This window comes from Acidovorax sp. 22279 (genome assembly GCF_052045435.1).
GTDB lineage: Bacteria > Pseudomonadota > Gammaproteobacteria > Burkholderiales > Burkholderiaceae_C > Acidovorax > Acidovorax delafieldii.
The window spans coordinates 44,983-57,141 of the sequence record NZ_JBQEOV010000016.1 but is presented as its reverse complement, the minus strand read 5'-3'; the positions used below and the strand labels follow the sequence as shown (position 1 = coordinate 57,141).

Sequence of the window (12,159 nt, the reverse complement as noted above, 5' to 3'; positions counted from 1 at the left end):
ACCCTGGTCCAGCGGCGCGCCGTGCGCGGGGCCGCAGACAGGGTGTCTTTGGGATTATGGAGACGGATGTAATTTTTTGTACATGTCTTTTTTGCCGTGGGGCCGAGGCAAGCAGGCTCCGTCAGTCGCACGCTTTGTCATCCGATGGATAGCGAATAGCGAATAGCGAATAGCGGATAGCGGATAGCGGATAGCGAATAGCGAATAGCGGATAGCGGATAGCGGATAGCGGATAGCGGATAGCGGATAGCGGATAGCGGATAGCGCGAGCCAGATAAGCGCCAGGGGCCGATGCAATGCAGACAGCACAAACAAAACGGCCTTGCCGGTGAGGGCAAGGCCGCGCAGTGGTCAGGGCATGGCGCAGGCCGATGCCGCGAGGGTCTGGCTACAAAACCCCGCTGGCCCGCAGTGCAGCGATGCGCACTGGGTCCAGCCCCATTTCGCGCAGCACCTCGTCGGTGTGCTGGCCCAGTGCCGGCGGCGCATTGCGCAGCACGGGTGGGGTGGCCGACAGGCGCAGCGGGCTGGCCACGCCGGTGATCTGCTGCACGTTGTCGGTGGCGGCCTCGCTGTCCTTCCAGCGCGGCAGCGTCACGGCCAGGCCACGGGCCTGCACCTGCGCGTCGTCAAACGCCTGGGCGATGGTGTTGATGGGGCCGCAGGGTACGGCTTTGTCTTCCAGCAGCGCGATCCAGTCGGCCGTGGTGCGCGTGCGGGTCACGGCCTCCATGGCGGGGATCAGCGCGGTGCGGTTTTGCACGCGCAGGGTGTTGGTGGCAAAGCGCGGGTCAGTGGCCCACTGGGGCTGCTCGGCGGCGGCGCAAAAGCGCTGGAACTGGCCGTCGTTGCCAATGGCCAGCAGCATGTTGCCGTCGGCGGTGGGGAAATCTTGGTAGGGCGCCAGGCTGGGGTGGCTGTTGCCCATGCGGCCAGGCGCCTTGCCGGTGGCGAGGAACCCCGACGCCTGGTTGGCCAGCACGGCCATGCCCACGTCGAGTAGGGCCATGTCGATGTGCTGGCCCTGGCCCGTGCCGTTCACCGCGTTGTCGCGCACGTGCAGCGCGGCCAGGATGGCGTTGCTGGCGTAGAGGCCGGTGAACAGGTCGATGACGGCCACGCCCACCCGCATGGGGCCACCGCCGGGCTGGTTGTCGGCCTGGCCGGTGATGCTCATCAGGCCCGTCATGGCCTGCACCATCAGGTCGTAGCCCGCACGCTCGGCGTAGGGCCCGTCCTGCCCGAAGCCGGTGACGGAGCAGTAGATGAGGCGCGGGTTCAGCGCGCGCAGGCTCTCATGGTCCAGGCCGTACTGCTTGAGGCCGCCGACCTTGAAGTTCTCCACCACGATGTCCGCCTCCAGCGCCATCTGCTTGATGAGCGCTTGGCCGTCGGGCGAAGCCATGTCGATGGTGACCGAGCGCTTGTTGCGGTTGCAGGCGGTGTAGTAGCTGGCCTGGTTGGTGTCGTTGCCGTCCGCGTCCTTCAAGAAGGGCGGGCCCCACTGGCGTGTGTCGTCGCCCACGCCGGGGCGCTCCACCTTCACCACATCCGCGCCCAGGTCGGCCAGGATCTGCGTGCACCACGGCCCGGCCAGCACGCGGGAGAGGTCGAGCACCTTGATGCCTGCGAGGGCGCCTGGGGCGGTAGAAGAGGTGGTCATGGTGTGTTTACTATGAAATTAATAGCTGTCAGCGCATGATGGACTAGCGCTACAAGGCAAAAACACCGCAAAGGCGGTGTTTTTGCCGGTTTTCGGGGCGCAGGCCGATCAGTTGGCGAACGCGGCGATGCCCGTCTGGGCGCGACCCAGGATCAGCGCGTGCACATCGTGCGTGCCTTCGTAGGTGTTCACCACTTCCAGGTTCACCAGGTGGCGGGCCACGCCAAACTCGTCGCTGATGCCGTTGCCGCCCATCATGTCGCGCGCCAGGCGGGCAATGTCCAGCGCCTTGCCGCAGCTGTTGCGCTTGATGATGGAGGTGCCTTCCACGCTAGCCGTGCCCGCGTCCTTCATGCGGCCAAACTGCAGGCAGGCCTGCAGGCCGATGGCGATCTCGGTCTGCATGTCGGCCAGCTTTTTCTGGATGAGCTGGTTGGCGGCCAGGGGGCGACCAAACTGCTTGCGGTCCAGCGTGTACTGGCGGGCGGTGTGCCAGCAGAATTCGGCCGCACCCAGCGCGCCCCAGGCGATGCCGTAGCGTGCGCTGTTCAGGCAGGTGAAGGGGCCTTTCAGGCCTTGGACTTCAGGGAAGGCGTTTTCTTCGGGCACGAACACATCGTCCATCACGATCTCGCCGGTGATGGAGGCGCGCAGGCCCACCTTGCCGTGGATGGCGGGGGCCGTCAGGCCCTTCATGCCCTTTTCCAGAACGAAGCCGCGGATGGGGCCCACGGCGCCGCCTTCGGAGACTTCCTTGGCCCAGACCACGAACACGTCGGCCACGGGGCTGTTGGTGATCCACATCTTGCTGCCCTTGAGCTTGTAGCCGCCGTCCACCTTGTAGGCGCGGGTGGCCATGCTGCCGGGGTCAGAGCCGTGGTCGGGTTCGGTCAAGCCAAAGCAGCCAATCCACTCGCCGCTGGCGAGCTTGGGCAGGTACTTCTGGCGCTGGGCTTCGCTGCCGAATTCATAAATAGGCACCATCACCAGCGACGACTGCACGCTGGCCATCGAGCGGTAGCCCGAGTCCACGCGCTCCACCTCGCGGGCAATCAGGCCGTAGGCCACGTACGACAGGCCGGGGCCGCCGTACTGCTCGGGGATGGTGGGGCCCAAGAGGCCCACTTCACCCATCTCGCGGAAGATGCTCACGTCCATTTTTTCGTGGCGAAAAGCGTCCAGCACGCGGGGGGCCAGCTTGTCTTGGCAATAGGCGGCGGCGGCGTCGCGGATGGCGCGCTCGTCGTCGGTCAGTTGCTGGCTCAGAAGGAACGGGTCATCCCATTGAAAAGCGGCGTGGGCCATGTGTGTCTCCAGGTCGGAAAGTAGGGGAAGAAAAAACGAATCTGGAACGCATCGTAGGCCTTGGGGTGGTGGCCCGCAAGCGAGTTCTTTTCATCCAGACATGCGTTTATGGAATGTATGGAATACTGGCGGCCAACTAAGCCAAGGCGTGGCTGGTCACTTAAAAATTCCTCTTCATCATGCGCCGCAACATTCCATCGACCCAGGCCCTGGCCTGTTTTGAAGTGGCCGCCCGCCACGAGAGCTACACCCGCGCCGCGCAGGAGCTGTCGCTCACCCAAAGCGCCGTCTCGCGCCAGATCCAGGCGCTGGAAGAGTTTTTGGGAGTAGCACTGTTTCGCCGCACGCGCCACGGCGTGGTGCTGACGCCTGCGGGTGCGCACTATGGCCGCCAGGTGGCGCGCTGGCTGCAGGGGCTGGAGCGCGATACGCTGGACGTGATGGCCCACCAGGGCGAGGGCGGCACCCTTACGCTGGCCGCGGTGCCCACCTTTGCCACGCGCTGGCTCATCCCCCGCCTGCCGCACCTGGCGCAGGCGCATCCCGATATCGTGGTGCACATCGACACGCAGACACGCCCCTTCTTGTTTGCCGACACCACCTTCGATGCCGCCTTGTATGCCGGCACGCCCGAGCAAGTGGCCAACTGGCCCGGCGTACAGGCGCAACTGCTGATGCACGAAGACGTGGTGCCCGTGTGCAGCCCGCGCCTGCTCGAATCCGCCGCACCCCGGGGCCGGGGCCGCGCCCACCAGCCCGTGGCCGCCGAGGCGCTGGCCGAGCTGCCGCTGCTGCAGCAAAGCACACGCCCCTACGGCTGGCGCCAGTGGTTCGATGCCATGGGGGTGGAGGCTCCGCACGCGCTGGATGGCCCGCGCTACGAGCTGTTTTCCATGCTGGCCGTGGCCGCCACGCATGGCATGGGCGTGGCGCTGATCCCGCCGCTGCTCATCGAGGCCGAACTCGCCAGCGGCGAGCTGGTGGTGGCCTGCAACCGCCCGCTGCGCGGCGAGCGGGCGTACTACCTCATCAGCCCCGCACAGGCCCAGCCCCCGGTGCTGGCCACGTTTGCGCGCTGGCTCCAGCACATGGCAGAGGTGGGTAGCCCGCCGGTTGCGGGATGACGCGCTTGCGCCCACGGGGGCTGTGAACTAATCTGGCCGCGCGGAAGTCTGTCTTTCATTCAGCAACCTTGTTGGAGAGCGACCACCATGACCACTTACCACGCTCCGCATTTCGACCCCACCGTGGACGAGATCGAGACCCTCAAGCAACTGGAGATGGGCGAAGTCATCACGCTGCCCCACGCGCTCAAGGACCATGTGTCGGGGCGACTGCTCGAATGGGGCTTCATCACCAAGGGGACGGGGGGTGAGCTGGCCATCACCGCCAGTGGCCGCCAGCTGATCCGGCGACAGGACAACTGACCCCGCGCGTCAGCCGGCCCCTTGTGCGTATCCGTCGCAGGGTGTGGCGTGGGACCTCCGTGCGGGTGGGTGCCTTTGGCTAAATCCTGGTGCGCGGGCTGGGGTATCCGGGCCCTGCGCCCGCCGCCCGCAGCGTTGGGCCTATCCTGTGCCATTCCCCTTGTCTGGAGCCGCCGTGCCCGCTTTGTCCCGTTTGCGCACCACCCTGTGCATCGCCGCGCTGGCCGTTGCCGGTTTGCTGCTGGCGGGTTGCAGCACAGTGCGGCTGGCGTACAACCAGGCGCCCCACCTGGCGTACTGGCAGCTGAACCGTTACCTTGACCTGTCGGACGTGCAGACGGAGCGCGTGCGGGGCGACCTGGGCGACCTGCACCGCTGGCACCGCGACACCATGCTGCCCCAGCATGCCGAGCTGTTGCAAAGGGTGCAGCAGCAGTTGCCCGCCACCATCACCCCCGAGCAGGCCTGCCGCATCTATGACGAGGCTCGTATACAGCTGGACAAGGTGCTGGCCCAGGCCGAGCCCAAGGTGGTGTGGCTGGCCTCGCAGCTGTCCGAGGCGCAGATCCGCAATCTGGAGCGCAAGCAGGCCGACAGCAACGCTGACTGGAAATCCGAATGGCTGGACCCATCGCCCGACAAGATGCGCGAGCGCCGCTTCAAGGACCTCTCGTCGCGGCTCGAAACTTTTTATGGCGCGCTGGACGAACCCCAGAAGGCCGTGCTGCGCGCCTTTATCGCCCAGTCGGCTTTTGACCCGCAGCGCACCTATGCCGAGCGCGTACGCCGGCAAAAAGACCTGGTGCAGGTGCTGCGCAACATCCAGGCCGACCGTGGCAACACCGCCCAGGCCCGCACGCTGATGCTCGGCTTCCTGGACCGCGTGGTGACGTCACCGGACGGCGCCTACCAGCGCTACGCACAAGCGCTGGTGGTCGAGGGCTGCGAGGGGTTTGCGCGCCTGCACAACGCCATGACGCCTGCGCACCGGCTGCGTGCGGCGCAATCCCTCAAGGGTTATGAACAGGACTTCCTGTTGCTGGCTGCGCGCTGATGTGCAGCGCGAGGGTGGGGCGAAGCGCAAAGGCTGCTGCCGCGACGCGAAGGTCAGCAGAACATCATCGCCAGCAGGGCCGCATCCTCGGCCATGTTCTGCAGGGCGTAACCCGCCAGCCGGTAGGCCAGCACGGTGGCGTGCGCGATCAGATCCTGGGCGGTCATGGCGGTGGCTGGGTGTGGAGGTGTGCAGAAATCACATGCCGCCGCCACAGCGGCTGGCCCAGCAAAAAGGCCGATAGCTCGTGGAAGCTACCGGCCTTGTTGACTGTGGTGCCCGGGGCCGGAATCGAACCGGCACGCCTTGCGGCGGGGGATTTTGAGTCCCCTGCGTCTACCAATTTCACCACCCGGGCGGAATATGTGAAGCCCTGAATTATGGCACAGTAGGGCGTATGAAATATCCGACGATTGAAGACGCGGTAGGCAACACGCCGCTGGTGGCGCTGCAGCGCATTGGGGCCCAGGACAACGCCGCGCGGGGCAATGTGGTGCTCGGCAAGCTGGAAGGCAACAACCCGGCGGGGTCCGTCAAGGACCGGCCTGCACTGTCGATGATCCGCCGCGCCGAAGAGCGCGGCGACATCCGCCCTGGCGACACGCTGATCGAGGCCACGTCGGGCAATACCGGCATCGCTTTGGCGATGGCCGCGGCCATCAAGGGCTACCGCATGGTGCTGGTGATGCCTGAGGACTTATCCATCGAACGCGCCCAGACCATGAAGGCCTTTGGCGCCGAGCTGGTGCTGACCCCCAAGAGCGGCGGCATGGAGCACGCCCGCGACCTGGCCGAGGCCATGCAAAAGCGCGGCGAAGGCAAGGTACTGGACCAGTTTGGCAACCCCGACAACCCCCGCATTCACTACGAAACCACAGGCCCCGAGATCTGGGAGCAGACCGGCGGGCGCATCACCCACTTTGTGAGCGCGATGGGCACCACGGGCACCATCACGGGCGTGTCGCGGTTCCTCAAGGAGAAGAACCCTGCCATCCAGATCATTGGCGCCCAGCCCGAGGAAGGCTCGCGCATCCCGGGCATCCGCAAGTGGCCGCAGGAGTACCTGCCCAAGATTTATGACGCCAGCACGGTCGATGAGCTGGTGTATGTGAGCCAGGACAGCGCCGAGGACATGTGCCGCCGTCTCGCGCGCGAAGAGGGCATTTTTGCCGGCATCTCGGCTGCAGGCGCGTGCTGGGTGGCGCAGCAGATCGCCGCGCGCGACAGCAATGCCACCATCGTCTTCATCGTGTGCGATCGGGGCGACCGGTATTTGTCGACCGGGGTGTTTCCTGCGTGACCTGTGGAATGGCCTGCGCAGTGGGCTCCATGGGCATTGCCGGGTGCCTCTTCGCAGGTTTTTGAATCAGACTGGCTGCTTGTGCTAGTTGAACATGCCTCAGCAGCTACATAAAAGATAGCATATGCCCTACGAAGTCCGTTTTTGCCCTCACTGCGCGACCGAGCTGCAGCCCATCACGCTGGCCGAAGATGGCGGCGACAAGGAGCGCTTACGCTGCCCTGCCTGCGGCTGGACACACTGGAACAACCCCACGCCCGTGCTGGCTGCCATTGTGGAGATCGACGGCAAGGTGCTGCTGGCGCGCAATGCGGCATGGCCCGGCAAGATGTTTGCGCTGATCACCGGCTTCATGGAGGCGGGCGAGTCGCCCCAGGAGGGCATTGCGCGCGAGGTCAAGGAAGAGACCAACCTCGATGTGCAGTCCACCACCCTGGTGGGGGCCTACGAGTTTTTGCGCATGAACCAGGTCATCATTGCCTACCACGTGGTGGCCACCGGGCAGGTGCAACTCTCGCCGGAGCTGGTGGACTACCGGTTGTACGATCTGCCAGACCTCAAATGCTGGCCTGCGGGCACGGGCTACGCGCTGGCCGACTGGCTGCGCACCCGGGGCCACGAGCCCGTGTTTTTCACGGCCGAAGAAAATGCAGAACGCCGCCGTGGGCTGGACGAACAAGCCCCGGCCGCGACGCCGCCAAAGGATTGATGACCATGGACATTCACAAAGAAATCGACACCCGGGGCCTGAACTGCCCCTTGCCCATCCTCAAGGCCAAGAAGGCGCTGTCGGACATGGCCAGCGGCCAGCTGCTCAAGGTGGTGGCGACAGACAACGGATCGCTGCGCGACTTTCAGGCGTTTGCCAAGCAGACCGGCAACGAGCTGGTGGAGCAACAGACCGTGGGCGAGGAGTTCATCCACATCCTGCGCCGCCGTTGAACGTAAAAATAGCTGCCAGCGCTTATCCAATAAGCACGGGCAGCTATCGATTTTGAAGTGTCAGAGGGCTTGGCCGGCTGCGTTTACAGCGCCAGGTTCTTCAGGTAGTCCCGGAAGTGCGCCCCCACCTGCGGGTGCTTCAGGGCCAGTTCCACCGTCGCTTCCAGAAACCCTTCCTTGCTGCCGCAGTCGTAGCGTTTGCCTTCGTACTGGAAGGCGTACACGGCTTCATTGTTCATCAGGCGCGCAATGCCGTCGGTGAGCTGGATCTCGCCGCCCACGCCGCGCGGCTGGTTGCGGATCTCGTCAAACACGCCGGGCGTGAGGATGTAGCGGCCTGCCACGCCCATGCGCGAGGGGGCATCGGCCGCCTTGGGCTTTTCGACAATGCGCTGGATGCGGATCAACGGGCCACCGGCAGGCTCGCCCGCCACGATGCCGTATTTGTGCACCTGGTCCTCGGGCACCTCTTGCACGGCGATCACGGAGCGGCCTTGCTGGCGGAACGCGGTCGCCATCTGCGCCAGCACGGGCTGACCGCCCTGAGGGCCCACCATCAAATCGTCGGCCAGCAGCACGGCAAAGGGCTCCTTGCCCACCAGGGGCTCCGCGCACAACACTGCGTGGCCCAGGCCCAGCGAGCGCGGCTGGCGCACAAAGGCGCAGTCCATGTCGCTGGGCTGGATGGAGCGCACCAGCTCCAGCAGCTCCTTCTTGCCGGCCGCTTCCAGCTCGGCTTCGAGCTCGTAGGCGGTGTCGAAGTGGTCTTCAATGGCGCGCTTGCTGCGGCCGGTCACAAAAATCATGTGGCGGATGCCGGCGGCGTAGGCCTCTTCCACTGCGTACTGGATCAGCGGCTTGTCCACCACGGGTAGCATCTCCTTGGGGCTGGCCTTGGTGGCGGGCAGAAAACGCGTGCCCAGTCCGGCAACGGGGAAAACGGCTTTGCGAACGGTCGTGGCAACAGTCATGGGGCTCCTCTGGACGGATGGGTGGCGGTGTGCGCGGGCTGCGCTGCAGCCCGCAACCCACACCGGCAAAACATGAAAACGGGGCGGGCAGCCCCTACGGGACGGGCTGCCATGGCGCAGTATGGCCCGGGTTTTAGCCTAGCCGTGTCAGCTGATCGCGCAATCTGCCCAGCGTGGCGCCGAAGTCGGCGATGCGCTTTTTCTCCTGCTCGATCACCGCCGCAGGGGCCTTGGCCACAAAGGCTTCGTTGGACAGCTTGTTGTTCGCCTTGGTGATCTCGCCGTCGATGCGGGCGATTTCCTTGGACAGGCGCGCCTTCTCAGCCGCCACGTCGATCTCCATGTACAGGCACATGCGGGCGTCACCCACCACAGCCACGGGCGCGGCCTGTGCGGCGGCGGCCCAGGCGGACTCGTCGTCAAACACCTTCACCTCGCTGAGCTTGGCCAGCGCCTGCAGCACCGGGCCCACGCCACGCATGAACTCGGTGTCGCCCACCACGTACAGGGGCAGGCGGGTGGAGGGAGACACGTTCATCTCGCCCCGCAGCGCGCGGCATGCGTCCACGAGGCCCTTCACGCGGCCCATGTGGGCAATCGCGGCCTCGTCGATCTTCTCGGGCTGGGCCTGGGGGTAGCGCGCAATGCTGACCGATTCGCCCGGGATGCCGGCCACAGGTGCCACCACCTGCCACAGGGCCTCGGTGATGAATGGGATGATGGGGTGGGCCAGGCGCAGGATGGCTTCCAGCGTGCGGATCAGCGTGCGGCGCGTGGCGCGTTGCTGCGCTTCGGTGCCGTTCTGGATCTGCACCTTGGCGATCTCCAGGTACCAGTCGCAGTACTCGTTCCAGACAAAGTCATAGATCGTGTTGGCCACGTTGTCCAGGCGGTATTCCTCAAAGCCCTTGGCGACTTCGGCCTCGGTCTTTTGCAGCAGCGAGCTGATCCAGCGGTCGGCCTGGCTGAACTGCATGTAGCCGTGGGCCGCGCCGCCGGGCTGGCACTCTTCCTTGGTGTGCTCTTTCAGGCCACAGTCCTGGCCTTCGCAGTTCATCAGCACAAAGCGGCTGGCGTTCCAGAGCTTGTTGCAGAAGTTGCGGTAGCCCTCGCAGCGCTTGCTGTCGAAGTTGATGCTGCGGCCCAGCGATGCCAGTGCGGCAAACGTGAAGCGCAGCGCATCGGCGCCATAGGCCGGAATGCCCTCGGGGAATTCCTTTTGCGTGTTCTTGCGCACGGTGGGCGCGGTCTCTGGCTTGCGCAGGCCGGTAGTGCGCTTGTCGAGCAGGGGCTCCAGCGCAATGCCGTCGATCAGGTCCACCGGGTCGAGCACGTTGCCTTCGGACTTGGACATCTTCTTGCCCTGCGCGTCGCGCACCAGGCCGTGGATGTACACATGCTTGAACGGCACGCGGCCCGTGAAGTGCGTGGTCATCATGATCATCCGGGCGACCCAGAAGAAGATGATGTCGTAGCCCGTGACCAGCACGGTGCTGGGCAGGTACAGGTTGAAGTCGTCGGTGGCGCTGTCGCCCTGGTTGGGCCAGCCCATGGTGCTGAAGGGCACGAGGGCGGACGAGTACCAGGTGTCCAGCACATCCTCGTCGCGACGCAGCTTCTTGCCGGGCGCCTTGGCCTGGGCTTCGGCTTCGTCGCGGGCCACGATCACGTTGCCTTCTTCGTCGTACCAGGCCGGAATCTGGTGGCCCCACCACAGCTGGCGGCTGATGCACCAGTCCTGGATGTTGTTCATCCACTGGTTGTAGGTGTTCACCCAGTTCTCGGGCACAAAGGTCACTTCGCCGCTGGCCACCGCGTCGATGGCCTTTTGCGCAATGCTCTTGCCCGTGGGGTCCTGGTCGCTCACCTTGCTCATGGCCACGAACCACTGGTCGGTCAGCATGGGCTCGATCACCTGGCCGGTGCGGGTGCAAATGGGCACCATGAGCTTGTGCTTCTTCACCTCGACCAGCGCGCCGATGGCTTCCAGGTCGGCCACCACGGCCTTGCGGGCCACGAAGCGGTCCATGCCCTGGTACTTGGCGGGGGCGTTCTCGTTGATGGTGGCCTGCAGCGTCAGCACCACGATCATGGGCAGCTTGTGGCGCTGGCCCACGGCGTAGTCGTTCTGGTCGTGCGCGGGGGTGACCTTAACCACCCCGGTTCCGAATTCCTTGTCCACGTACTCGTCGGCGATCACCGGGATCTGGCGGTCGCACAGCGGCAGGTTGACCATCTTGCCGATGAGGTGCGTATAGCGTGCATCCTCGGGGTGCACCATCAGCGCCACGTCGCCCAGCATGGTTTCAGGCCGGGTGGTGGCCACCGTCAGGCTGCCCGATCCATCGGCCAGGGGGTAGGCGATGTGCCACAGCGATCCGTCTTTTTCTTCGCTCTCGACTTCCAGGTCGGACACGGCGGACTGCAGCTTCGGGTCCCAGTTCACCAGGCGCTTGCCGCGGTAGATCAGGCCCTGCTCGTAGAGCTTCACGAAGGTGTCGGTGACCACCTTGGAGAGCTTGTCGTCCATGGTGAAGTATTCACGGCTCCAGTCCACGCTGTCGCCCATGCGGCGCATCTGCGTGGTGATGGTGTTGCCGGACTTTTCCTTCCACTCCCACACCTTGCTCACAAAGTTCTTGCGCGCCTCGGGCGGGGTGGGGCCCATGTCGTAGCGGCTGATGCCTTGCTCCTGCAACTGGCGCTCCACCACGATCTGCGTGGCGATGCCCGCGTGGTCGGTGCCCGGCACCCACACCGTGTTGAAGCCGCGCATGCGGTGGTAGCGCGTGAGGCTGTCCATGATCGTCTGGTTGAACGCATGGCCCATGTGCAGCGTGCCCGTCACATTAGGCGGGGGCAGCTGGATGGAAAAGGCGGGCTCGCCCGCCTGGGGCAGGCCCGTGCCACGGTGGCCTGCGGTGCCATACCCGCGCTTTTCCCATTCGGGGCCCCAATGGGCTTCCAGCGCGGCAGGTTCAAACGACTTGGACAGGCTTTCGAGGCCGGGTTGTGCTTGGGGCGTGCTCATGGGGTGTCGCAGTGGGGGCAGTGGGGCGGAGCGGCCGCAGGGAGCGCTCCGACGAACAAGAGGGTGAACCGCACATTTTAAGGGACCGCCACCCCATCGCTGGCCCCGCAGGGCCTTCGTCTGTTCGGGGGCGGCGCGCCGTCTGTCGGCCGATTCTTTCCAATGGTTACCTTGTGGCTGGGTGCGCGGGTGAATGGGTCCTGATAATCCCGCCCCACAGAGCGAGGAGGGCGCGGCAACGCGGACCAGGCTCTGAGAGCGGCTAACAAAACTCCCCTGGCGTCGTTGTCTCGCCTTGTCGTACTGCTTGTACTGCCTGCGGCGAAACGCCTAGCCAGGGCCGCTTCGCTGAGTTTTGTTAGCCGCTCTAAGGATCACGATTTACAACAAGGACTGGTGCAGTGGCTTGCGGGGGGTGTTCAGCCTTCCGGTGCCACGGTGCCGGGCCGTCACAACCATCCGAACC

At 65.3% G+C, this 12,159-nt stretch carries 10 protein-coding genes and 1 tRNA gene; 6 read left to right on the top strand and 5 right to left on the bottom strand.

Annotation, left to right across the window (positions count from 1 at the left end; genetic code table 11):
* Positions 1-388: 388 nt before the first annotated feature.
* Positions 389-1,663 carry a CaiB/BaiF CoA transferase family protein gene (locus ACTJKQ_RS19485; RefSeq protein WP_440597792.1) on the bottom strand — a complete coding sequence of 425 codons (1,275 nt, stop codon included), beginning with the start codon at positions 1,661-1,663 and terminating at the stop codon, positions 389-391.
* 108 nt (positions 1,664-1,771) lie between these two features.
* Complete coding sequence (locus tag ACTJKQ_RS19480; protein WP_015015345.1) at positions 1,772-2,968, bottom strand: acyl-CoA dehydrogenase; 1,197 nt, start codon at positions 2,966-2,968, stop codon at positions 1,772-1,774.
* A 179-nt stretch (positions 2,969-3,147) separates the two neighbouring features.
* On the opposite strand from ACTJKQ_RS19480, the gene ACTJKQ_RS19475 reads away from it, so the two are divergent.
* From ACTJKQ_RS19475 to ACTJKQ_RS19465, 3 genes are all read left to right on the top strand, one after another.
* Positions 3,148-4,092 carry a LysR family transcriptional regulator gene (locus ACTJKQ_RS19475; RefSeq protein WP_056748252.1) on the top strand — a complete coding sequence of 315 codons (945 nt, stop codon included), beginning with the start codon at positions 3,148-3,150 and terminating at the stop codon, positions 4,090-4,092.
* A gap of 87 nt (positions 4,093-4,179) precedes the next feature.
* Positions 4,180-4,395, top strand: a complete 216-nt coding sequence (locus ACTJKQ_RS19470; protein ID WP_015015343.1) for a hypothetical protein — start codon at positions 4,180-4,182, stop codon at positions 4,393-4,395.
* 175 nt (positions 4,396-4,570) lie between these two features.
* The gene (locus ACTJKQ_RS19465) at positions 4,571-5,449 is read left to right on the top strand and encodes a DUF6279 family lipoprotein (protein ID WP_440597791.1); all 879 of its coding nucleotides are present in this window, start codon (positions 4,571-4,573) and stop codon (positions 5,447-5,449) included.
* Positions 5,450-5,722: 273 nt separating this feature from the next.
* Here ACTJKQ_RS19465 and ACTJKQ_RS19460 read toward each other — a convergent pair.
* Positions 5,723-5,807, bottom strand: a tRNA-Leu gene (locus ACTJKQ_RS19460).
* Between the two features lie 39 nt (positions 5,808-5,846).
* Here ACTJKQ_RS19460 and cysM point away from each other — a divergent pair.
* The 3 genes from cysM (at position 5,847) to ACTJKQ_RS19445 (ending at position 7,691) form a co-directional block, all read left to right on the top strand.
* A complete protein-coding gene (cysM, locus tag ACTJKQ_RS19455; protein ID WP_015015341.1) occupies positions 5,847-6,749 on the top strand; it encodes a cysteine synthase CysM in 903 nt (300 codons plus the stop codon).
* A 124-nt stretch (positions 6,750-6,873) separates the two neighbouring features.
* Positions 6,874-7,458 (top strand): NUDIX domain-containing protein, encoded by a 585-nt coding sequence (locus tag ACTJKQ_RS19450; protein WP_056748250.1) that lies wholly within the window; start codon positions 6,874-6,876, stop codon positions 7,456-7,458.
* Between the two features lie 5 nt (positions 7,459-7,463).
* Positions 7,464-7,691: a sulfurtransferase TusA family protein gene (locus ACTJKQ_RS19445; protein ID WP_056067086.1), complete on the top strand. Its 228-nt coding sequence runs from the start codon at positions 7,464-7,466 to the stop codon at positions 7,689-7,691.
* Positions 7,692-7,774: 83 nt separating this feature from the next.
* Here ACTJKQ_RS19445 and galU read toward each other — a convergent pair whose 3' ends face one another.
* Positions 7,775-8,662: a UTP--glucose-1-phosphate uridylyltransferase GalU gene (gene galU, locus ACTJKQ_RS19440; protein ID WP_146869554.1), complete on the bottom strand. Its 888-nt coding sequence runs from the start codon at positions 8,660-8,662 to the stop codon at positions 7,775-7,777.
* A 133-nt stretch (positions 8,663-8,795) separates the two neighbouring features.
* On the bottom strand, positions 8,796-11,693 hold the full coding sequence (locus ACTJKQ_RS19435; RefSeq protein WP_440597790.1) for a valine--tRNA ligase: 2,898 nt from the start codon (positions 11,691-11,693) through the stop codon (positions 8,796-8,798).
* Between the last annotated feature and the right edge of the window lie 466 nt (positions 11,694-12,159).